Here is a 20,440-nt window from a genome sequence, read left to right as displayed (position 1 = left end):
CCGATGCGACCCCTCACCGAGCAGGACATCCGCGCCTCCTTCGTCAACTGCTCCAAGGGCGACGCCAAGCGGCTGACCGTCCCCCGCGACCTGGGCGAACGCCCCTGGGACGACCTCGACTTCCTGGGCTGGCGCGATCCGGGCGCGCCCGACCGCAGCTACCTGGTCCTCGAACGCGGCACGGGTCTCGTCGGCATCGCCCTGCGCCACCCGACGGTCCGGCGCGGCTTCCAGCACCGCAGCATGTGCTCGGTGTGTCTGACGACCCATCGCGGCGGCGGGGTCTCGCTGATGACCGCCCGCAAGGCGGGGGCGGCGGGCCGCGAGGGCAACTCCGTCGGCGTGTACATGTGCGCCGACCTGGCGTGTTCCCTGTATGTCCGGGGGAAGAAGGTGCCGGAGTCGGGGAGCCGGTTCGAGGAGAGCCTCACGACGGAGGAGCAGATCGCCCGCGCGAGCGGCAACCTCGGCGCCTTCGTCGATCGCCTGTACGCCTGAGGGCCGCCCCTTTCGCGTACACGGTGCTCGAACGGCCCCGTTCGGCACGGTCACGGAAAGGGAAGACGCCAAAGGATGCCAGACGTACGGAAGTGGATGGACGCGCAAGCGCGACGCAAGTGGGCCGACGCGCTGCGGCGCCTGGTCGCGCGCCGCCGGGAGCCGGTGGTCGTCCAGACACTCAGGTCTGCCGCCGCGGCCACGGTCGCCTATGTGATCGCGCTCAAGCTCAGTCCGGAACCGGCGCCGCTGACCGCGCCCCTGACGGCCCTGCTGGTCGTGCAGGTCACCTTCTTCGCCACCCTCACCAACGGCATCCGCCGGGTGAACGCCGTGGTGACGGGCGTGCTGGTCGCCATCGTCTTCAGCCTCCTGGTCGGCCTGACCTGGTGGAGCCTGGCCCTGCTGCTGGTGGCCGCGCTGAGCGTGGGTCACCTGGTGCGCGTGGACGAGTACGTGAACGAGGTGGCGATCAGCGCGATGCTCGTGCTCGGCGTCACCACGGTCGGCTTCACCGCGTGGGCGCGGATCGTGGAGACCCTGATCGGCGCCATCATCGGCATGGCCTGCAATCTGCTGCTGCCGCCCCCGGTGTGGGTGGACGCGGCCGGGCGGTCGATCGAGTGGCTGGCCCGCCGGCTGCGCCAGCTCATGCTCCGGATGGGTGAGGAGGCGGCGGGCACCATCCCCTGGCAGCGGGCGGCCGAACGACTGCACGAGGCGCGCCGGCTGGACCACGACATCATCCAGGTGGACGCGGCCCTGCGGCAGGCGGAGGAGAGCCTGAGGCTCAACCCGCGCGTCAAGGAGGGCCTGCTGCACCGGGTGGTGCTGCGCACCGGCCTGGACACGCTGGAGATCTGCACGGTCGTCCTGCGCGTACTGGCCCGCTCCTTCACGGACCTGGCCAAGGAGCGGGGCGCCCAGGAGCTGTTCCCGCCGCCGATCGGGCAGACCGTGGAACAGGTGCTGTCCGAGATCGCGGACGCGGTGGTGAGCTTCGCCGTGCTGGTGACTACCGACCTGAGCGCCAACGCCGAGTCGGCCGAGGCCCGGCTGACCGCCGAGCTGCATACGGCCGCCGCCACCCGCGACCGGCTCGCGGAGCAGCTCCTCGCCCATGTCGAGGAGGACCGGGAGGACTGGCAGTTGCTCGGCGCGGTCCTCACCGAGGTCACCCGGATCATCGACGAGCTGGACACCGAGCACCGCAGCCGCCGCCTGCTGGAGGAGCTGGACCGGGTCTCCCGCCAGCAGCGCGCGAAGATGCCCCGCGTGAACCGCCTGCGCCAGCGCCTCGGCGTGCAGGAGGACCTGTGGCGGAACCGTACGGGGGTCGGCGGGCGTTCCGGGTGACGGGACACCCGGCGCGACCCACGGGTGAGCACGCCCCCGCCTTGCCTCCGGAGGCAGGTCCGCGACAGGGTGGCCGGGACCACGGTGACGGGTGAGTACTCAGGGGGCGGCATGGACAACAGGACGGACCAGGGCGGCTGGAGCAGGCGGCGCTTCGTCGGCGCCGTGGCGGGTACGGCCGCCGTCGTGACGGTGCCCGCGCCCGCCGCGCCGCCCCCGGACCCGGACCCGGTGCCCCACCGTCAGAAGGCCGAACCGGGGCCCCGCCCGCTGTACCTGGGCACCTACACCTCCGTCGAAGGCGGCGGCAAGGGCGTCTTTGTGGCGCGGTACGACCCGGCCACGGGCACGGTCACCGACGCGCAGCCACTGGCCGAGATCCCGGACCCGTCGTACGTCACCGTCCACCCGGACGGGCACACCCTGTACGCGGTCGACGAGCGCGAGGTCGGCGCGGTCACGGCCGTACGGCTGGCGGACCGGAAGGTGCTGGGCAGCCGGGGCACCGGTGGTTCGGGGCCCTGCCATCTGTCGGTGCACCCGAGCGGCCGCTGGCTGCTGAGCGCGAACTACGGCTCGGGCAGCGTCGCCGTGCATCCCCTCGACGCCTCGGGCGCGCCGGGTGAGCGCACCGCACTGGTCACGCACTCCAGCCCGGCGCCTGGACCCGGTCAACAGGGCCCGCACGCACACCAGTTCATCACCAGCCCGGACGGCGGCCATGTGCTCTCCGTCGACCTGGGTACCGACACCGTCTACACCTACCGGCTGGACACCGGGCACGGCACGCTGACCGAGGTGTCCCAGGCGCACACCCGGCCGGGCGCGGGCCCGCGCCATCTGACGTTCCATCCGAACGGGCGGTACGCGTACCTCGCCAACGAGGTGGACGACACGGTGGCCGTCTGCGCGTACGACCCGGCGACCGGCCGGCTGACGGTGGGCGAGCCGCAGTCCTCCGGAGCGACCGGGGACGCTACCAACTACCCGGCACAGTTCGTGGTGACGCCGGACGGCGGCTTCGCCTTCCTCGCCAACCGGGGGGACAACACCATCGCCCGGTACGCGGTCGAGGAGGACGGCGCCCGGCTGCGGCTGCTGGACACGGTGCCGGTGGGCGGGGACTTCCCCCGCCAGCTCGCGCTGGCGCCGGACGGCCGCCTGCTGTTCACGGCGAACCAGCGCTCCGGCACGGTGAGCGTGTTCCACGTCGACACCGGTACGGGAGCGCTCAGCAGCGCGGGTGAGCCGTTCGCGTCACCGGTCGCCGTCTGCGCGGTGCCGCTGTAGGGCGCGCGGGCAGGCGGCGGCACCGGCCTGGGTGAGCAGCGCGTGCATGCGCTCGGTGAGCTGCGCGACGTCGTCGGCGGGCGTGTGGAAAGCCAGCCGTACGTCTCCGTGCGCCCGGGCACGCTCGATGCGCAGGGTGAGCCCGTGCCGGTCCACCGCGAGCGGCGCCACCCGGGTCGCGGCGTGCAGATTCTCCGGCCGGACCAGCCGGGTGAGCCGCTCCACGGCGTCCGGGTGTGAGTCGGCGAGGTGGGTGAGCAACTGCGCCTCGGCGGTGGCCAGCGGGTCGGGCCGGGCGGCCGCGTACTCCGCCGGCTCGATCAGCACCGCTCCGGTAGGCCGGCGCAGCACCACGCGGGTGGGCGTGAACAGCAGCCGCGCGCCGCGCCGGGAGAACCAGCCGGCCAGCCACAGCCGGGCCCGGATGCGCCGGCGTACCGGCACGGGTGCCACGTCGGCGAACTCCAGCACGGCGGTGGGCTCGCCGCGCGGGGCGCACAGCGCGGCGGCGAACAGGGCGCTGTCCTCCGGCACGTCGAGCAGCACCCCGCCGTCGCCGGTCACGGTGTGCGCGCCGGCGTACTCCTCGCGGGCGCCGTCCGCGGTCACCGCGCACGACCACGCGACGGCAAGGACCGACCGCGCCCGCTCCGCCGCTCCGGGTCCTGCCGCCCAGTCCTGCGTGTCACCCATCCCGAGTCCTCCTTAGGTAAGCCTTGCCTAACCTATCGAAGATCCGGGCGTACGCCAACCACGCCACCCCGTTCGAGTGACGCACCACAGAGGAAACGCGCCGTCAGGCGATGGCGCCGAGCAGCGCCCGCGCGCACAGCTCGCGCACCTGCTCCCGGCCGGGTTCACCCTCGCGCAGCCACTCCAGGCAGACGGCGGTGGTGAAGGCGAGCCAGCCGCGCACCGCGAGCCGGGCCTGCGGGGAGCCCTCGAAGGCGGTCCCGAACTCGGGGTCGGCGGCCAGCGCGGCGAGGATCTGCCGCTCCTGCGCGGCCAACGCCCGCTGGTAGACCCGGCGTACCACCTGGTCGCCGGCCGCGTCGGCACGGTGGAAGGCGCGGAAGCCGTGGGCGTGCGCCTCGACGTACCCGAGGTAGGCGTCCAGACCGGCGCCGAGCTGCTCGCGGACCGGCACACCGGGCACGGCCGCGGTCATCCGGAGCATGCGCTCGCTCTCCCGCTCCACCACGGCGGCGAAGAAGTCCCGCTTCGTCGGGAAGTAGTGGTACAGCAGACCGCGTGACACCCCGGCGATCTCGGCGACCCGCTCGATCCACACGTCGTCGTACGGGCTCTCGGAGAACAACCGCGCCCCGACCGCCAGCAGTTGCTCGCGGCGCTCCTCGGTGCTCAGTCGGCGCCGGGCGCGTTCCCCCTGGTTGGCGGCCATGCCGTCACCCTACTGGACCCGTTGCTTGACGCGGGTTCAGTAGGCGGACCAGACTGCCAGCACTATTGAACTCGCGTTCAACACGCGGGTGGTGGACGGGCAACAGGCCACCGGATCAAGGGAGATCGCGTCATGGACGGGACGGCGGGGGCGGCACTGCCCAAGGGGTTCCGGGGTGCCGAGCAGGGCTGGCCGGAGCTGGAGCGCATCCCGCATCCGCCGCGCAGGCTGCCGTTGCTCGGCGACGTCCTGGGCGTCGACCGGCGCACCCCGCTCCAGGACTCGATGCGGCTCGCCCGCGAACTCGGCCCGATCTTCCGGCGCCGGGTGCTGAACCGGGAGTTCGTGTTCCTGTGGGGCGCGAAGCTGGCGGCGGACATGGCGGACGAGACCCGGTTCGCCAAGCACGTCGGGCTCGGGGTGGCCAACCTGCGCCCGGTCGCCGGGGACGGCCTGTTCACGGCGTACAACCACGAGCCCAACTGGCAGTTGGCGCACGACGTGCTCGCGCCCGGCTTCAGCCGGGAGGCGATGGCCGGGTACCACTCGATGATGCTGGCGGTCGCGGCCCGGCTGACCGGCCACTGGGACCGTGAGCTGGCCGCCGGGCGCACGGTGGACGTGCCCGGCGACATGACCCGGCTGACGCTGGAGACCATCGCCCGCACCGGCTTCGGGCACGACTTCGGCTCCTTCGAACGCGACCGGCCGCACCCCTTCGTCACCGCCATGGTCGGCACCCTCGCCTACGCCCAGCGGCTCAACAGCGTGCCGATGCCCCCGGCGCTCCAGCGCAGGGCCGCCCGGCGCAACGCCGCCGACATCGCCTACCTCGACGACACGGTCGACGCCCTGGTGGCCGCCCGCCGTGAGGCGGGGCGCGGCGAGGGCGACCTGCTGGACCGCATGCTGGAGACGGCCCACCCCGAGACCGGCGAGCGGCTGTCGGCGGAGAACGTCCGCAAGCAGGTGATCACCTTCCTGGTCGCGGGCCACGAGACCACCTCCGGGGCGCTGTCGTTCGCCCTGTACTACCTGGCCAAGCACCCCGAGGTGGCGGCCCGCGCCCGCGCCGAGGTGGACCGCGTCTGGGGCGACGCCCCGGAGCCGGGGTACGACCAGGTGGCCCGGCTGCGCTATCTGCGCCGGGTGCTGGACGAGTCGCTGCGGCTGTGGCCGACCGCGCCCGCCTTCGCCCGCGAGGCCACCGAGGACACCGTGCTGGCCGGGGAGCACCCGATGCGCCGGGGCGGCTGGGCGCTGGTGCTCACGCCGATGCTGCACCGCGACCCCGAGGTGTGGGGCGAGGACGCCGAGCGGTTCGACCCCGACCGCTTCGACGCCAAGGCGGTACGGGCCCGCCCGCCGCACACCTTCAAGCCCTTCGGCACCGGCGCGCGGGCCTGCGTGGGACGCCAGTTCGCGCTGCACGAGGCCACGTTGGTGCTCGGCCTGCTGCTGCGGCGCTACGAGCTGATCCCGGACCCCGGCTACCGTCTGAAGGTCACCGAGCGCCTGACCCTGATGCCGGACGGCCTGCGCCTGGGCCTGGAGCGCCGCAGGGCCCCCGCCGCCGCACCGGCCGGCGCTCCCGAGCCGGACGCCGGTTCAGCGGGCCGCTGCCCAGTGCACGGGACGGACGAGTGAGCCCGGCAGCCGGGTACCGGGTCCCCCGCGGGCGGCGTTGACCTGCGGCTGGGTGAGGAAGAGCGCCCCGGTGAGGTCGGCGTCGGTCAGATCGGCGCCCCGCAGATCCGCGCCGATCAGGTCGGCATGCCGCAGGTCGGCCCCGGTCAGGTCGGCCGCGATCAGGCGGGCGCCGCGCAGGCTGATCCCGCGCAGATCGGCGCCCTTGAGCCGTGCGCCCATCAGGTCCGCGCCCCGCCGGTCCCGGCCCTTCCTGTGGCCCTTGCGAGCCAACTCCGAGGCTTGCAGCAGAAGTTCCGCCACCTCGTGCCAGTGCTCGGCCGGGTCCAGCGCGGCCAGCTCCTCGGGCTCCTGCGCGGCGAGCCGCTCGGTGTGCTCCAGCGTGCGGCGCAGCTCGGGATGAAGAGGCCGGGCGGCGTCGAGAGCGAGCGCCTCGGTGAGGTACCAGAGCAGCTCGTGCAGGCGCCGGACCACCGGGAACACCTCGAACATGAGCCGGGCGTGCTTCTTGCCGCCCGTACGCCAGTCCCGGCCGCCGAAGGTGACCTGGGAGACGCGCTGGCCGGCGCCGAAGCAGTCGTACACCGTGCACCCGGCGTAGCCCTCGGCGCGCAGCTCGGTGTGGATGCCGCAGCGGTGGTCCTCGCGCAGGTTGGCGCAGGGCTTGCCGGCGGGCTTGTCGTGCGCGAAGTCGGCGGAGCGGGCGAAGGACAGGGCGACGCAGCAGAGGCCGAAGCAGTCGGCGCAGTCGGCACGGAGGAGGGGTATGTGATCGGGCATCGCGGCCAGGGTACGGGCTCTGGCTACGCTGGCGCCTGTCCGATCTTCGAGGCCCGAGGAGCCGCGATGCGTGTCGCCCTGTTCCTGACCTGTGTCAACGACACGCTCTACCCGGACACCGGCCGCGCCGTGGTGAGACTCCTCGGCCGCCTCGGCGTCGACGTCGACTTCCCCCTGGCGCAGACCTGTTGCGGCCAGGCCCACTACAACACCGGCTACCGGCACGAGACGGAACCGCTGGCCCGGCACTACGCGGAGGTCTTCGGGGAGTACGACGCGATCGTCACACCGTCGGGTTCCTGCGCGGCGATGGTCCGGGAGCTGTACCCGAGGCTGGGCGAGCGGGCCCGCGCCGAGGGGCGGGGCGATGAACTGGCCGACGTGCTGGCGCCGTTGGTGCCGAAGACGTACGAGCTGACGGAGTTCCTGGTGGACGTGCTGGGCGTCACCGACGTCGGCGCCGTCTATCCGCACAAGGTCACCTACCACCCCACCTGCCACGGCCTGCGCTCGCTGGGCCTGGGCGACCGGCCGCGCCGGCTGCTGGAGGCGGTGCGGGGTCTGGAGCTGGTCGAGCTGCCCGGCGCCGACGAGTGCTGCGGGTTCGGCGGCACCTTCGCGGTGAAGAACGCCGGGGTGTCGGCCGCTATGGGCGCGGACAAGGTGCGCAACGCCGAGTCGACCGGTGCCGAGGTGCTGTGCGCGGCCGACAACTCGTGCCTGATGCACCTGGGTGGCACGATGAGCCGGGCGGGCTCTGCAGTGCGGCCGGTGCACATCGCGGAGATCCTGGCGAGCACGGAGGAGGAACCGCCCCGGTGAACGAGACTTTCGTCGGAATGCCCGCCTTCCCCGAGGCGGCACGGGAAGCGCTGGACGACAGCATCCTGCGCGGCAATCTGCGGCACGCCACCCACACCATCCGCGCCAAGCGCGCGGCGGCCGTGGCGGAGGTGTCCGACTGGGCGGAGCTGCGCGAGGCGGGCAGCCGGATCAAGGAACACACGCTCCGCCGTCTCGACCGTTATCTGGAGCAGTTGGAGGAGTCGGTCACCGCGGCGGGCGGCACCGTCCACTGGGCGGCGGACGCGGCGGAGGCCAACCGGATCGTCACCCGACTCGTGCGTGACACGGGCGAGTCGGAGGTCGTGAAGGTCAAGTCGATGGCCACGCAGGAGATCGGGCTCAACGAGGCGCTGGAGGCGGCCGGCATCCGGGCCTACGAGACCGATCTGGCCGAGCTGATCGTGCAGTTGGGCGAGGACCGCCCCTCGCACATCCTGGTCCCGGCCATCCATCGCAACCGGGCCGAGATCCGCGACATCTTCCGTACCGCGATGGCCGGTTGGGGGCGCCCGGCGCCCGAGGGGCTGTCCGACAGCCCGGCCGAGCTGGCGGAGGCCGCGCGGCTGCACCTGCGGGAGAAGTTCCTGCGGGCCAGGGTGGGGGTGTCCGGGGCCAACTTCATGGTCGCGGAGACCGGCACGATGGTGGTCGTGGAGTCCGAGGGCAACGGGCGGATGTGCCTGACCCTGCCGGAGACCCTGATCTCGGTCGTCGGCATCGAGAAGGTCGTCCCCACCTGGCGTGACCTGGAGGTCTTCCTCCAGACCCTCCCCCGCTCCTCCACCGCCGAGCGCATGAACCCGTACACCAGCATGTGGACCGGCACGACCGACGGCGACGGACCGAGGACCTTCCATCTGGTGCTGCTGGACAACGGCCGCACCGACACCCTCGCCGACGAGGTCGGCCGCCAGGCGCTGCGCTGCATCCGCTGCTCGGCCTGCCTGAACGTCTGCCCGGTGTACGAGCGCGCGGGCGGCCACGCCTACGGCTCGGTGTACCCCGGCCCGATCGGCGCCATCCTCAGCCCCCAACTGCGCGGCACGGCGAGCGAGATCGACGCCTCGCTGCCGTACGCGTCCTCGCTGTGCGGGGCCTGCTACGAGGTGTGCCCGGTCGCCATCGACATCCCCGAGGTGCTGGTCCGGCTGCGCGAGCGGGTCGTGGAGGGCGGCCCGGCGGTGCGCGGGGGCAACCGGGTCGTACTGAGGCCGGCGAGGGCACATGCGGCGGAACGGGCGGCCATGCTGGCGGCCCGCTGGACCTTCACCCACCCCGGCGCCCTGCGCACCGGCCAGCGCCTCGCCTCCCGCGCCCGCCGCCTGCGCCCGCGCACCCTGCCGGGGCCCGGCGCGGCGTGGACCCGGACGCGCGATCTGCCGGAGGTGCCGGCCGAGCCGTTCCGGGACTGGTGGCAACGCACCCGAGGCGGCAAGGAGGAGACGAAGTGAGCGACCGGGAACGCGTCCTGGGCCGGGTCCGGCGCGCGCTGGCCGACGTGCCCGAGGACGACCCGCCGTACGACCGGGCGATCCCGCGCGACTACGCGCGAGAGCACGGCGCGCGCACGGTCGAGGAGACGGTGGAGCTGCTGGCGGAGAACCTGGCCGACTACCGGGCGGTGGTGCACCGGTGCGCGGAGGCGGACCTGCCCGCGCTGATCGCCCGGCTGCTGGCGGCGCGGGGCGCCAGGTCCGTGCTCGTACCGGACGGGCTCCCGTCGGCGTGGCTCGCGGACGCCGACCCGGTTCCCGTCCTCGACCGTGCGGAGAGCACCCCGTACGAGCTGGACGCGGTGGACAGCGTGGTGACCGGCTGCGCGGTGGCGGTCGCGGAGACCGGCACCCTCGTGCTGGACGGCGGGCCCGGCCAGGGGCGCCGCCGGATCACCCTCGTGCCCGACCACCACATCTGTGTGGTCCGGGTGCCCGAGCAGGTCGTGGCGTCCGTACCGCAGGCGCTCGAACGCCTCTCCCCCACCCGCCCGTTGACCTGGATCTCCGGTCCCTCGGCCACCAGTGACATCGAGCTGAACCGGGTGGAGGGCGTGCACGGGCCGCGCACGCTGGAGGTCGTGCTCGCCGGGGGTCATCCCTTCGGTCGGCGGGACCGGGCGGCCGGACGGGACCCCGGCTAGCGTGGGGGAATGATCCGGTTCGAGCAGGTCAGCAAGCGCTACCCGGACGGAACAACGGCCGTGGACGACCTCTCCTTCGAGGTGTCCGAGGGCGAACTCGTCACGCTGGTCGGCCCGTCCGGCTGCGGCAAGACGACCACCATAATGATGGTGAACCGGCTGATCGAGCCCACCGCGGGCCGGATCGTCGTGGACGGCGAGGACATCGCGCGGGTCGACCCCGTCCGGCTCCGCCGCCGGATCGGGTACGTCATCCAGCAGGTCGGCCTCTTCCCGCACCGCACCGTGCTGGACAACACCGCCACCGTGCCGTCCCTGCTCGGCTGGAAGCGGGCCAAGGCGCGGGCCCGCGCGGCCGAGCTGCTGGACCTGGTCGGCCTGGACCCCGGGACGTTCGGCGCGCGCTACCCCGAGCAGCTCTCCGGCGGCCAGCGGCAGCGCGTCGGGGTGGCGCGGGCGCTCGCGGCGGACCCGCCGGTGCTGCTGATGGACGAGCCGTTCGGCGCCGTCGACCCGGTGGTGCGCGAGCAGTTGCAGGACGAGTTCCTGCGCATGCAGCAGGCGGTGCGCAAGACGGTGCTGCTGGTCACGCACGACATCGAGGAGGCGGTCCGCCTCGGCGACCGGATCGCGGTGTACGGCGAGGGCCGCATCGAGCAGTTCGACACCCCCGGCGCGGTGCTGGGCGCCCCCGCCACCCCGTACGTCGCCGGGTTCGTCGGCGCCGACCGGGGGCTCAAGCGGCTGTCGGTGACCGCGATCGAGCCGGACGACCTGGAACAGCCCCCGGTGGCCCGCCCGGACGAGCCCGCCGCGTCGGCGGCACGCCGGCTGCGCGAGGAGGGCGCCCGCTGGGCGGTCGTCCTGGACGCGGACGGTGACCTGCACGGCTGGGTCGGCCTGGAGGAACTGGCGGCGGGCGGCACGGTCGGTGAGCTGGCCCACCGGATGACCGCGTGGGTGCCGGTGGGCGCCCCGCTGAAGCAGGCGTTCGGCGTGATGCTCCAGTACGACGCCGGGTGGGTCGCGGTACTGGACGGCGCCCGCCTGCTGGGTGTGCTGACCCCGGCCAAGCTGCACGAGGCGCTGCGGCGGTCGGTGGACGCGGACATGCTGGGGGTGGCGCGGGGTCAGGTGCCGTTCGACTCGGTGTCGGACGCGTAGGTCACTTGACCAGGCCCTTGTCCTTCAGATAGGTGCGGGCCACGTCGGCGGGCAGCCTGCGCCAACTGTCGACCTGCTGGTTCATGTCGGCAAGGTCCTTCGTGGTGAGGACGTCGTTGAGCTTGCCGAGCGCCTTGGCGACCCGCTCGCTGCCGGCGCGGGCGCGGTTGACGACGGGGACGATGTAGTCGGCGTTCTGGAGGTGACTGTCGTCGGCGAGCAGGACCAGACCGAAGGAGCCGAGGGTGGCGTCCGTGGTGGTGGTCAGCACCATCTGGTCCCGCCCGGACTGCACGGCCTGCTTGGCCGGGGTGGTGCCGACGCCCTTGGGATCGACGGCGGTGATGTCGATCCCGTACACCTTCTCCAGGCCGGGCGCGCAGTACGGCCGCTTGACGCACTCGTCGCCCGCCGCGAGGCGCACCTTGAGGCCGGAGGCCCCGAGGTCGCTGAGGGTCTTGAGGTGGTGGCGGCGGGCGTAGGAGGCGCTGACCGCGAAGGCGTTCTGGTCGACGGCCCGGCCCGGCGGGAGGACGGTGAGGCCGCGCGGGGTGGCCAGGGCGCGCAGGTTCTTCATGGTCTTCGCGAGGTCGGGTGAGCCGGCCGGGGGTGCGTCGGCGCCGTGGGCCTTGGCGTTGAGCCAGTCGGCGAAGGTGGCCGCGTACTCGGGGGCGACGTCGATCTGCCCGGACTCCAGGGCGGGTTCGTACAGTTCCCGGTTGGCGACGGTGATCAGGGAGGTCCGGTACCCCGCCTGGTCCAGGAGCTGGGCGTAGAGCTGGGCGAGCAGGTCGCTCTCGGTGAAGCCGGCCGAGCCGATGACCAGGTGGTGGCTGTCGCCGGGCGGCGCGGTGACGGCGTCCTGGTTCTCCAGGGAGGGGCCGGTGGCGCAGGCGCTGAGGGTGGCGAGCATGGCGGCGACGAGGGCAGCGCTCGTCGGTCGCGGTGCGACCGGGTGGGGTTTCGCCGGGCGCCGGTCGCCGGGGCGGGGCTTCGCCGGGCGCCGGTCGCCCGGCCGGGCTTTCGCCGGGGGCCGCTCACCCGGCCGGGGCTTCGCCGGAGGCCGCTCACCCGGCCGGGGCTTCGCCGGAGGCCGCTCACCCGGCCGGGGCTTCGCCGGGGGCCGGTCGCCCGGCCGGGCTTTCGCCGGGGGCCGCTCACCCGGACGGGGCTTCATCGGCCGCCCCTCGCCCAGGCGGGGCCGAGCCGTTCCACGACCTCGAAGACGCCCTCGACGAGCAGGGCGAACGCGGCGACGAGGATGGCGCCCGCGACCACCTGCGGGGTGCTGGCCAGGTTGAACCCCGCGGTGATGATCCGGCCGAGGCCGCCGCCCCCCGCGAGCGCGGCGATGGTGGCGGTGGCGACGAGCTGGACGGCGGCGATCCGTACCCCGGTGAGGATCATCGGCAGCGCGAGCGGCACCTCGACCCGGACCAGCGTCTGCCGCCCGGTCATCCCCATGCCGCGCGCGGCCTGCACCACACCCCGGTCGACCTCGCGCATACCGACGTAGGCGTTGGTGAGCAGCGGCGGCACGGCGAACAGCACCAGGGCGACGACGGTGGGCCCCTCCCCCCACTTGCCCACCGGGGTCAGCAGGAGCAGCACCAGCACGGCGAAGGTGGGCACGGCCCGGCCGACGTTGGAGATGTTGACGGCCAGCGCACCGCCCTTGCCGAGGTGCCCGAGGACGAGCGCGACGGGCAGTGCGATCAGGCAACTGACGAGCAGGCAGACCACGGTGAGCAGCAGGTGTTGCAGCAGCCGGTGCCAGACACCGTCGTCGCCGGACCAGTGGGCGGGGTCGGCGAGCCAGTCCCAGGTGGAACCGAGCACGTTCATGTACGGCCCTTCCTCGCCCACGGGGTGAGCAGCCACTGCACGCCCAGCAGGAGGAGGTCGGCGGCGACGGCGATGAGCACGCACAGCGCGGACGCGGTGAGGACCTGGGCCTTGAAGTAGGTGTTCATGCCCGCGTAGATCAGATTGCCGAGCCCGCCGAAGCCGACGATCGCGCCGATGGTGACCAGGGAGACCGCCGAGACGGTGGCGATGCGCAGCCCGGCCATCGCGGCGGGCAGCGCGAGCGGCAGCTCCACGGTGAGCAGCAGCCGTACGGGCCCGAAGCCGAGCCCGCGCGCGGCCTGCCGGGTCTCCTCCGGCACGGCGCGCAGCCCGGCGAGGATGTTCCGCACGAGCAGGGTGAGGGAGTACAGCACCAGCCCGGCGACGACGAGGGTGGCCGACAGCCCGTACACGGGGAGCAGCAGGGAGAACATCGCCAGGGACGGGATGGTGTAGAGCACGGTGGTGACGGCGAGCACCGGCCCGGCGGCCCATCCCCAGCGGCGGGCGAGCACGGCGAGCGGCACCGCGATGGCGAGCCCGATCAGCACGGACAGCGCGGTCAGCTCCAGGTGCTGGCCGACCGCGTCGAGGAGGATCTGGCGGCGGGTGCTCAGATAGTCACCGCAGATCCACTCGTTGCGCGCGAGGCAGTCGTCCGGGGCGGCGGTCACCCGTCCATTGCACCGGCCGGGGCAGCGGGTCGGCGCGTTGTGGTGGCCCGTACGGGGGCCGGAACGCCCCCTTTGGTATCACTTCTGGCATCCGAAGCGAGGAGTGTGGCGGCTGTGGAACGGATCGTCGTCGTCGGTGCCGGCCACATGGGGTCGGTCATCGTACGGGGCCTGCTGGACGGGATGCCGCAGGCCGAGGTGGTCATCGTGGAACCCTCGGCGGACCGCCGGGCCTCCCTGGACAGCCGCGCGAAGGTGGCCGCCGCGTACGAGCCACGCCCGGACGACCTCCTCGTCCTCGCCATCCCGCCCCAGGCGTTCGACTCCTTCGCGGAGGGCCTTCCGCCCGGCGCGTGCGCGGAGGCGACCGTCGTCTCGATCATGGCGGGCGTACGCCTGGAGACCCTCGCGTCGGCCCTGGGCACGGGCACGGTCCTCCGCGCGATGCCGAACCTCGCCTCGCGGGTGGGCCAGAGCATGACGGTCCTCTGCCCCGGCGACCAGGTCCCCGCCCGCAGTGTGGAGCGGGCGAAGGGCGCGCTGTCGGTGATCGGCAAGGTCCTCGTGGTCCAGGACGAGTCCCTCCTCGACGCGGCGACCGCCGTCGCGGGCAGCGGCCCGGCCCTGGTCGCCTACCTCTCCCGCTCCTTCACGGACTTCGCCCGAGCGGCGGGCTTCACCCCCGACGACGCCCTCCTCCTGACCACCCAGGTCCTCCGGGGCACGGCAGACGTCCTCTCCCAGCCGGACGTGACCCCGGAATCCGTGTACCGACAGGCCAGCACCCCGAACGGCACGACAGCCGAGGGCATCGCCACCCTGCGGGAACACCGGGTGGGCGAATCGGTCCGAGCGGCACTGGAGGCTACGGCGGAGAGGGCGGGGGAACTGGCGGGGTGAGGGGCTTGATTCGACCGGCGCCGGGAGCCACGGCCGAGGGGTGCGGGAACGCGCAGCGTGAAGGGCCTGGCTCGACCGACGCCGGGAGCCACGGCCGACGGGCACGGGAACGCGCAGCGTGAAGGGCCTGGTTCGACCGACGCCGGGAGCCACGGCCGAGGGGTGCGGGAACGGGCAGGGTCGAGCGAACCCGGCTCGGGCGCCTGCGGCCGAGGGACTTGACGGGGCGGGGGAATCCGTTCGGGCAACCCCCGGCCTGGGGAACCTGGCCGGGCGAAGGATCGACTCCGTCGACCCCGCAAGCCACGGCCGGGAGGGCCAGGTGCTGGCGGCGCGGGGTATTTGGGGTGCCGCGCAGCCGAGGCACTTGGCCGGGCGAGGGAATCGGTTCGGGCGGCCCGCGCCGAGGCACCGGCCGGGTGAGGGACTCGCCCCCCGGCGGTCCTGCGGGCCATGACCGAGAGGGCCGGGGCGCCGGTGCGGCTGAGAACTCGGCCCGCGCCACGCGGCCGACAGGGCGGCGGCCTTGGCCAGGTGAGGGACTCCCCCGGCCGGCGCCGGAAGCCACGGCTGACGGGCGGGTGAGGGGCTCGGTCCCGCCACCGGGTGAGCGGAGCGCTAGGTTGGCCGTATGAGCAACCTTGACCTCGCGCCGGAGCCGCGCGCATGCGGTGGCCGTGGGTTTGTCGTCGCCGAGCCGGTCCGTGAACTGCTGAGCCCCCGTACGGTGAAGCTCGGGGAGTCCACGGAGGTCCGCCGGCTGCTGCCGAACCTGGGGCGTCGGATGATCGGCGCATGGGCGTTCGTGGATCACTACGGCCCGGACGACATCGCGGACGAGCCCGGCATGCAGGTGCCCCCGCACCCGCACATCGGCCTGCAGACGGTGAGCTGGCTGCACGAGGGCGAGGTGCTGCACCGGGACTCCACGGGCAGTCTCCAGACGATCCGGCCGCGCGAGCTGGGGCTGATGACGGCGGGCCGGGCGATCAGCCACTCCGAGGAGAGTCCGAAGCCCCACGCCCGCTACCTGCACGGAGCCCAGTTGTGGGTGGCCCTCCCGGACGAACACCGCCACACCGACCCGCACTTCGAGTACCACGCGGAGCTGCCGACGGTGACGGCCCCCGGCCTGACGGCCACGGTGATCCTGGGCACCCTGGACGGCACGACGTCCCCCGGCACCACCTACACCCCTCTGACCGGCGCCGACCTCACCCTCACCGAGGGCGCCCGAACCCGCCTCCCCCTCGACCCCGACTTCGAGTACGGCGTCCTCTCCATGTCCGGCTCGGTCCACGTGGACGGCGTCCCCGTCACCCCGGGCTCCATGCTCTACCTCGGCTGCGGCCGCACGTCCCTCCCCCTCCACGCGGACACCGACGCCTCGATCATGCTGCTGGGCGGCGAGCCGTTCGCGGAGGAGCTGATCATGTGGTGGAACTTCGTCGGGCGTACGCAGGACGACATCAGTCGGGCGCGGGAGGACTGGATGGAGGGTTCGCGATTCGGAGAGGTGAAGGGATACGACGGGGACCGGCTTCCCGCGCCCCAACTACCTTCTGTGCCACTGAAAGCACGAGGACGAGTGCGCTGAGCTGGGTCTTCTCAAGCTGAAGCACACCCCGCCCGGCTCACTGTGCCTGCATGAGCAACACCATTGCATGACACATCTGCCGGAAAGCAAGGCGGGGCCCGCGCCGGACAGGGCCGGAGACAGCAGGAAGCAGTACTAGAGCGGCAGCGGGTCGAGCAGTCGATGAAGAAGACGAAGTAGGTGCCGGCAGCCGGACCGGGTCATCCGGAGGGGCACCGCACCACTGGGTGTCCGCGACCAACACCCCGCCTCCGCCCGGCCTGGGGGCGGCTCGTTGGGGTTGTCGGCGTTAGTCGGTGTCGATGATGCGCAGGATCACCTCGGCTTTCCGGCTGCCGGGGAAGAGAGTGTCGAAGTTCGTGCGGACCCCGTATCCGCAGGCTTGCCACATGTCGATCCTGCCGGGCCCGTCCTCGGAGCTGGCAGTGACGGTGGCGCAGCGGCTGTCCGGAAGGGTGTCCTCCACCCATCCGTAGATCTTCAGGCCCCGGCTGGTGCAGGTGAGGTGCCAACTGGCCTTTCCTCCACGGGCGACGGGGGACTGCGCGGAAGGACAGGTATGGGCGCTTGCGGGGCCGGCGGTGCTGATGGTCAGGGCAGCCGCCAAGACGGCCACCGACAAGGTTGAGGTGAGGCGTTTCGCGAGTGCGGGCACGGCTGGAGTTCCTCTCAACGAAAGCGGGTGAAATGTGGGATCGGCGAGCCGGGGGTGCGCACATGCGCAGCGGTGTGGCCCGCAGCCGGCCGGAAAGTGTGCGTAGCTGTCACTGATGACCGCGGGCGACCGTCCCGGACCGCCTGCGGCGCCGTCTCGCACCGGCAGGGGTGGCGGCGGGCCCGCTCCGCCGGCGGAGCGGGATCGGCGTGGAGGTGCGAGGGGCTGATGCGGGCACCCCACCGGGGCCCCGTTCGGCCTCCAGGCGGCCTCGGGCGCGCCTGCAGGGCAGGATCGATCACACATCGCACCTGTCAGGGACGTGCGTCCTACCCGCCGAGCATCCCTATGAGTGCCTGCACGGCCTGCGCGACCGGCTGCCCCACCGCCCCCACGGTGGCGGCGACCCCGGCGATGGCCACAAGCGCCCGATGCCGCTCCTGCGGCGGGACGGTGGTGGTGTCACTGAGGGCAGGCAGGTACTCGTCCAGGATCGCCGCGCTTGCCCGCGGTACCTGGGGCTGGGCGCGCAACTCTACGATCTGCGCATGCAGTTCGGCGAGGGCCGCGAGGACAACGGGGTCCACCCGGCCGGATGTGTCGCTGCCGATCTGCGTCTTGACGATGCCCTGATGGCCCCGGCCGCCGTGGATGTTGACGCTGTCGCCGTAGTGGTAGCTGTTGCCGGTCATACCGCGATCCCCACGTTTCCGCTCCCGCCGTACATGTTCACCTTGTCGCCGAAGTGGTAGTTGGTCGGCGAGACCGTCAGCCGTTCCACCATGACCTGGAACTCCGTGTCGGGGTGCTCGATGGCGTAGGAGATCTGCCCGACGAGCTGGTCCAGGTACTGCGGGCTCCGGCTCGTCACGACCGCGGCCGACGCACTGCTGGTCTCGATGGCCAAGACGTACTGGGGCGACGCAGTCCAGACCATCATCGCCTCGACGAAGAAATACGCCGCAGCGGCGAAGGCCAAGAGCCACACGTACCCGAGGTAGTCGCCACCCGCCTCTCCCCTCGAAGCGATCAGCAGGGGCAGGGCGGGGAGGGTGGTGAGGGAGGCGGCGACCACGGCTGCCGCCGTGTGCTTGATCCACCGCATCGCCGCATCGCCTCGCCGGGGCTGCAGCAGCGAGGTACGTACGCGCGTGATGTTGTGCAGCGGATAAGCGGCCGTGCCGATCCACAGCAGCCGCTTACTCACCCGCAGTTCCAGCTCAATCCCCGACAGGGGTACGAGCGGAGGCGGCGCGGACGGCTGGGCGGGCACAGCCGGTGCGTGAGCGGGGCGCTCGGGAGGTTGGTCTGTTTGCATGTGTCCCCCGTCGGTGAAGCACAGAAACTGAGTGAATACCATTAACCACCTGACATGACGTCAGGGCAAGCCATGTACGGCGCAGGTGTGAGGCAGGAGCGCGAAGTTGACGGTACGGCGTGAGCGGCTGAGAGCCGAGCTGGCACGTGACGTGAAGAAGGAAGCGCGCAGGCAGATCGCTATCGACGGCGTGGAAGGACTGAGCTTGTCGGCCGTGGCCCGCGCCGTAGGCGTCACCCCGCCCGCCCTGTACCGGTACTTCGACGGCCGCAAGGGGCTCGCTCTCGCCGTGTACGAAGACGTGACGGCGGAATGCGTGGCCGTCGTCGCTGACGCCGTCGCACGCGAGGACCTCCAGGACCTCGGCGCCTGCCTGTACGCCGCCACCCGGGCGTTCTTCGACTACTCGATCGCGCACCCTGCCGAGTTCGACCTGCTGATGGGCTCCGGCTACGCCCGCCTGGTCTCTTCGGCACAGGCCTTCGACCCCGTGTTCGTGCACGAACTGGGCCAGCTCTACGTCTCCCTGTTCACGGAGCTGGTGAACCGGACTGGCCTTGCCTGTCCGAGGGACGACGAACTCGCCCCCTCGCTGCTGCTGAACCTGACGGCGTACCGCGAGCTCATGGGAGCCAGCGAGAAATTCCCGCTCGGCGTCGTACTCACAATGATCACGTGCTGGCGGCAGATCTACGGTCTGACGTGCATGGCGGTGTACGGCCACATGGCCACGGCCTTCGACGACTTCGTCACACTCTTCAACCACATGATGGACGAGTTGCTCGCCATGCTCGGCCTGCAGCGAGCCCCCGGACAGGGATGAGCGGGTCAGCTCCCCACCACAGCTCTCCGACAGCTCGTCCTCCGAGCCCGGGCCCACGTCACCGCGAAGGCTCTCGGTCACCCCGACAAGACAGCCACCCGCTTGGTCACCGAAGCCGAGCGCGTCGTCGCCCCCTTCCAAGGCATAGACCCAACAGACCATGCCAGCCGAGACACCGGCAGCCCGCTTCTCGGCCTCGGCTGCGGCGAAGTCCATGACCTCCACGCGGGCCCCCGTGACAACCGAGCCGCGTAGCCGACGCCCCCCGTCCGCCCAGGAGCACCGAACACCAGGGAACAGACCAAGGACAGCGACCTCCGGGAAGACACGGAGTGGGAGTGGAGGGTGCGCGCGTTCAGCGGGCAGGGGCCCGCGCTCGCCGAGCGGCTGGTGGCCACGGTCCTGGCCTGGACCGCCACATCCGCGCCGAAGCCAACGACCAGCACGCCGATCCCGTCCTGATGGTCCACGCGGCCGGCACGCCCGACGTTGCGCTGCGCCCCGGCGACGTCATGGACAAGGTCAACTGCCGCCTGGTGTTCCGGTGGCCGGGGCGTGACGTGGTGCTGCCCAGGCCCGTTGAGCGTCCTGTGGCCGACGTCGTTGCGGAGGAGGTATGACGGTGGAACGGGCCGGGCGGGAGGCGGTGTTCGTCGCTCCGGTGGAGCGTGACGAGCGGGACCGGATGCGTCGCGCGCACGCGGCCGCCGCGAAGCAGTTTGAGGTGGTTGCGTCGGGGCCGGAGGTGTGGGGGTGGCAGGGCCGCACCCTGGGGCGACGGGCCGGGGACTGCTGGCTGCGCATCGTCTCCGCCGAGGCCGGTAAGGCGGGCGGAAGGCTGTGGGAGGGGACGGCGACCGCTGACACGCTTGTGCCCCGTTCGGTACCGCGGCCGCGGCTTCACGGCGTGCTCGACTGGACTTTGCCGGACGTCGCCTACCGGGCGGAGCTCACCGAATTCGTGTCCGTCCCGCCGGTCGCCAGCGGCACTCCGGCTCTCGACCAGGACATCCCACTGCCCGACTCGTGGTGGGCGGAGCTGAAGTCCGCGCTCGGGACGCTCGCGACGGTGCCCACCGACCGGGAGTCGGTGCGGCAGAGCTGGGTCGACCGGAACTTCCGCCGCTTCCTCGGCATCGCCCCCGTCCGGATCCGTGAGACGACGACCGGGCATGCCGATCTGCACTGGGCGAACCTGACATGTGCGCCCCTGGTCCTGTTGGACTGGGAGAACTGGGGGCGGCTGCCCGTGGGCTACGACCTGGGGCTGCTTCACGCGTACTCGCTGGCCGCGCCGACGACCGCCGCCCGGATCCGGCGCGAGTTCGGCCACGTTCTGGACACGGACGCCGGCCGGACCGGGGAGCTCATCGCCCTCGGGCAGCTTCTCCAGGCGTGCTCCCGGGGCGTCCACCCTCGCCTCGCCCCGCTCGTCGCCCACCAGGCCGAGCACCTCACCAACATCCCCGTCCCCACGCCCTGACGGGCCCCGACGGCCTGGAGGA

The 20,440-nt window shown here is 72.6% G+C and carries 21 protein-coding genes; 12 read left to right on the top strand and 9 right to left on the bottom strand.

What is annotated here, in order from left to right; translation table 11 throughout:
- The first annotated feature begins 3 nt into the window (after positions 1 to 3).
- The 3 genes from ACZ3HQ_RS07435 to ACZ3HQ_RS07425 all read left to right on the top strand — a co-directional run bounded on the left by ACZ3HQ_RS07435 (position 4) and on the right by ACZ3HQ_RS07425 (position 3,144).
- Positions 4 to 498, top strand: a complete 495-nt coding sequence (locus ACZ3HQ_RS07435) for an FBP domain-containing protein (RefSeq protein ID WP_467508750.1) — start codon at positions 4 to 6, stop codon at positions 496 to 498.
- A 96-nt stretch (positions 499 to 594) separates the two neighbouring features.
- On the top strand, positions 595 to 1,854 hold the full coding sequence (locus ACZ3HQ_RS07430) for an aromatic acid exporter family protein (protein WP_467509056.1): 1,260 nt from the start codon (positions 595 to 597) through the stop codon (positions 1,852 to 1,854).
- A gap of 111 nt (positions 1,855 to 1,965) precedes the next feature.
- A complete protein-coding gene (locus ACZ3HQ_RS07425) occupies positions 1,966 to 3,144 on the top strand; it encodes a lactonase family protein (RefSeq protein ID WP_467508749.1) in 1,179 nt (392 codons plus the stop codon).
- Here the strand turns inward: ACZ3HQ_RS07425 and ACZ3HQ_RS07420 are convergent.
- Both ACZ3HQ_RS07420 and ACZ3HQ_RS07415 read right to left on the bottom strand, forming a co-directional pair.
- Complete coding sequence (locus ACZ3HQ_RS07420) at positions 3,112 to 3,837, bottom strand: DUF2470 domain-containing protein (RefSeq protein WP_467508748.1); 726 nt, start codon at positions 3,835 to 3,837, stop codon at positions 3,112 to 3,114. The two genes, ACZ3HQ_RS07425 and ACZ3HQ_RS07420, sit on opposite strands and share 33 nt — an antisense overlap.
- Positions 3,838 to 3,940: 103 nt before the next feature.
- Positions 3,941 to 4,546: a TetR/AcrR family transcriptional regulator gene (locus ACZ3HQ_RS07415; protein WP_467508747.1), complete on the bottom strand. Its 606-nt coding sequence runs from the start codon at positions 4,544 to 4,546 to the stop codon at positions 3,941 to 3,943.
- Between the two features lie 132 nt (positions 4,547 to 4,678).
- Here ACZ3HQ_RS07415 and ACZ3HQ_RS07410 point away from each other — a divergent pair, with 132 nt between their 5' ends.
- Complete coding sequence (locus tag ACZ3HQ_RS07410) at positions 4,679 to 6,193, top strand: cytochrome P450 (protein WP_467508746.1); 1,515 nt, start codon at positions 4,679 to 4,681, stop codon at positions 6,191 to 6,193.
- Here the strand turns inward: ACZ3HQ_RS07410 and ACZ3HQ_RS07405 are convergent.
- Positions 6,155 to 6,973, bottom strand: coding sequence for a pentapeptide repeat-containing protein (locus ACZ3HQ_RS07405; protein WP_467508745.1), 819 nt, complete (start codon positions 6,971 to 6,973; stop codon positions 6,155 to 6,157). The genes ACZ3HQ_RS07410 and ACZ3HQ_RS07405 overlap by 39 nt on opposite strands.
- A 66-nt stretch (positions 6,974 to 7,039) precedes the next feature.
- On the opposite strand from ACZ3HQ_RS07405, the gene ACZ3HQ_RS07400 reads away from it, so the two are divergent.
- The 4 genes from ACZ3HQ_RS07400 to ACZ3HQ_RS07385 are packed head-to-tail and all read left to right on the top strand — an operon-like array spanning position 7,040 to position 11,120.
- Positions 7,040 to 7,795 carry a (Fe-S)-binding protein gene (locus tag ACZ3HQ_RS07400; protein ID WP_467508744.1) on the top strand — a complete coding sequence of 252 codons (756 nt, stop codon included), beginning with the start codon at positions 7,040 to 7,042 and terminating at the stop codon, positions 7,793 to 7,795.
- A complete protein-coding gene (locus tag ACZ3HQ_RS07395) occupies positions 7,792 to 9,270 on the top strand; it encodes a LutB/LldF family L-lactate oxidation iron-sulfur protein (RefSeq protein ID WP_467508743.1) in 1,479 nt (492 codons plus the stop codon). Before ACZ3HQ_RS07400 ends, ACZ3HQ_RS07395 begins: the two co-directional genes overlap by 4 nt.
- Complete coding sequence (locus ACZ3HQ_RS07390) at positions 9,267 to 9,956, top strand: LutC/YkgG family protein (protein WP_467508742.1); 690 nt, start codon at positions 9,267 to 9,269, stop codon at positions 9,954 to 9,956. Before ACZ3HQ_RS07395 ends, ACZ3HQ_RS07390 begins: the two co-directional genes overlap by 4 nt.
- Positions 9,957 to 9,965: 9 nt before the next feature.
- Complete coding sequence (locus ACZ3HQ_RS07385) at positions 9,966 to 11,120, top strand: betaine/proline/choline family ABC transporter ATP-binding protein (RefSeq protein WP_467508741.1); 1,155 nt, start codon at positions 9,966 to 9,968, stop codon at positions 11,118 to 11,120.
- Position 11,121: 1 nt separating this feature from the next.
- Here the strand turns inward: ACZ3HQ_RS07385 and ACZ3HQ_RS07380 are convergent, their stop codons facing one another.
- From ACZ3HQ_RS07380 to ACZ3HQ_RS07370, 3 genes are all read right to left on the bottom strand, one after another.
- Positions 11,122 to 12,033, bottom strand: coding sequence for an ABC transporter substrate-binding protein (locus ACZ3HQ_RS07380; RefSeq protein WP_467508740.1), 912 nt, complete (start codon positions 12,031 to 12,033; stop codon positions 11,122 to 11,124).
- 260 nt (positions 12,034 to 12,293) lie between these two features.
- On the bottom strand, positions 12,294 to 12,965 hold the full coding sequence (locus tag ACZ3HQ_RS07375) for an ABC transporter permease (protein ID WP_467508739.1): 672 nt from the start codon (positions 12,963 to 12,965) through the stop codon (positions 12,294 to 12,296).
- Positions 12,962 to 13,642 (bottom strand): ABC transporter permease, encoded by a 681-nt coding sequence (locus ACZ3HQ_RS07370; protein WP_467508738.1) that lies wholly within the window; start codon positions 13,640 to 13,642, stop codon positions 12,962 to 12,964. The genes ACZ3HQ_RS07375 and ACZ3HQ_RS07370 overlap by 4 nt, the downstream gene beginning before the upstream one ends.
- Before the next feature lie 114 nt (positions 13,643 to 13,756).
- Here ACZ3HQ_RS07370 and ACZ3HQ_RS07365 point away from each other — a divergent pair, with 114 nt between their 5' ends.
- Positions 13,757 to 14,542, top strand: coding sequence for a pyrroline-5-carboxylate reductase family protein (locus ACZ3HQ_RS07365; protein WP_467508737.1), 786 nt, complete (start codon positions 13,757 to 13,759; stop codon positions 14,540 to 14,542).
- A gap of 631 nt (positions 14,543 to 15,173) precedes the next feature.
- A complete protein-coding gene (locus tag ACZ3HQ_RS07360; RefSeq protein ID WP_467508736.1) occupies positions 15,174 to 16,139 on the top strand; it encodes a pirin family protein in 966 nt (321 codons plus the stop codon).
- 289 nt (positions 16,140 to 16,428) lie between these two features.
- On the opposite strand, the gene ACZ3HQ_RS07355 is transcribed toward ACZ3HQ_RS07360, so the two are convergent.
- The 3 genes from ACZ3HQ_RS07355 to ACZ3HQ_RS07345 form a co-directional block, all read right to left on the bottom strand.
- A complete protein-coding gene (locus ACZ3HQ_RS07355) occupies positions 16,429 to 16,794 on the bottom strand; it encodes a hypothetical protein (RefSeq protein ID WP_467508735.1) in 366 nt (121 codons plus the stop codon).
- A gap of 329 nt (positions 16,795 to 17,123) precedes the next feature.
- The gene (locus ACZ3HQ_RS07350; RefSeq protein ID WP_467508734.1) at positions 17,124 to 17,486 is read right to left on the bottom strand and encodes a hypothetical protein; all 363 of its coding nucleotides are present in this window, start codon (positions 17,484 to 17,486) and stop codon (positions 17,124 to 17,126) included.
- On the bottom strand, positions 17,483 to 18,001 hold the full coding sequence (locus ACZ3HQ_RS07345; RefSeq protein WP_467508733.1) for a DUF6232 family protein: 519 nt from the start codon (positions 17,999 to 18,001) through the stop codon (positions 17,483 to 17,485). Before ACZ3HQ_RS07345 ends, ACZ3HQ_RS07350 begins: the two co-directional genes overlap by 4 nt.
- 217 nt (positions 18,002 to 18,218) lie before the next feature.
- On the opposite strand from ACZ3HQ_RS07345, the gene ACZ3HQ_RS07340 reads away from it, so the two are divergent.
- Together ACZ3HQ_RS07340 and ACZ3HQ_RS07335 are read left to right on the top strand one after the other, a co-directional pair.
- The gene (locus tag ACZ3HQ_RS07340; RefSeq protein ID WP_467508732.1) at positions 18,219 to 18,935 is read left to right on the top strand and encodes a TetR/AcrR family transcriptional regulator; all 717 of its coding nucleotides are present in this window, start codon (positions 18,219 to 18,221) and stop codon (positions 18,933 to 18,935) included.
- Positions 18,936 to 19,551: 616 nt separating this feature from the next.
- Positions 19,552 to 20,418 carry a hypothetical protein gene (locus tag ACZ3HQ_RS07335; RefSeq protein ID WP_467508731.1) on the top strand — a complete coding sequence of 289 codons (867 nt, stop codon included), beginning with the start codon at positions 19,552 to 19,554 and terminating at the stop codon, positions 20,416 to 20,418.
- The last annotated feature ends 22 nt before the right edge of the window (positions 20,419 to 20,440 follow it).

The organism is Streptomyces sp. NPDC018263, assembly GCF_055562575.1.
This window is presented reverse-complemented; position numbering and strand designations above follow the sequence as displayed.

Coding starts and splice junctions, on each gene's coding strand:
- ACZ3HQ_RS07405 (WP_467508745.1), bottom strand. CDS start 6,973: ATGCCCGATCACATACCCCTCCTCCGTGCCGACTGCGCCGACTGCTTC.
- ACZ3HQ_RS07350 (WP_467508734.1), bottom strand. CDS start 17,486: ATGACCGGCAACAGCTACCACTACGGCGACAGCGTCAACATCCACGGC.
- ACZ3HQ_RS07420 (WP_467508748.1), bottom strand. CDS start 3,837: ATGGGTGACACGCAGGACTGGGCGGCAGGACCCGGAGCGGCGGAGCGG.
- ACZ3HQ_RS07400 (WP_467508744.1), top strand. CDS start 7,040: ATGCGTGTCGCCCTGTTCCTGACCTGTGTCAACGACACGCTCTACCCG.
- ACZ3HQ_RS07375 (WP_467508739.1), bottom strand. CDS start 12,965: ATGAACGTGCTCGGTTCCACCTGGGACTGGCTCGCCGACCCCGCCCAC.
- ACZ3HQ_RS07415 (WP_467508747.1), bottom strand. CDS start 4,546: ATGGCCGCCAACCAGGGGGAACGCGCCCGGCGCCGACTGAGCACCGAG.
- ACZ3HQ_RS07380 (WP_467508740.1), bottom strand. CDS start 12,033: ATGCTCGCCACCCTCAGCGCCTGCGCCACCGGCCCCTCCCTGGAGAAC.
- ACZ3HQ_RS07335 (WP_467508731.1), top strand. CDS start 19,552: ATGACGGTGGAACGGGCCGGGCGGGAGGCGGTGTTCGTCGCTCCGGTG.
- ACZ3HQ_RS07435 (WP_467508750.1), top strand. CDS start 4: ATGCGACCCCTCACCGAGCAGGACATCCGCGCCTCCTTCGTCAACTGC.
- ACZ3HQ_RS07410 (WP_467508746.1), top strand. CDS start 4,679: ATGGACGGGACGGCGGGGGCGGCACTGCCCAAGGGGTTCCGGGGTGCC.
- ACZ3HQ_RS07425 (WP_467508749.1), top strand. CDS start 1,966: ATGGACAACAGGACGGACCAGGGCGGCTGGAGCAGGCGGCGCTTCGTC.
- ACZ3HQ_RS07385 (WP_467508741.1), top strand. CDS start 9,966: ATGATCCGGTTCGAGCAGGTCAGCAAGCGCTACCCGGACGGAACAACG.
- ACZ3HQ_RS07360 (WP_467508736.1), top strand. CDS start 15,174: ATGAGCAACCTTGACCTCGCGCCGGAGCCGCGCGCATGCGGTGGCCGT.
- ACZ3HQ_RS07430 (WP_467509056.1), top strand. CDS start 595: ATGGACGCGCAAGCGCGACGCAAGTGGGCCGACGCGCTGCGGCGCCTG.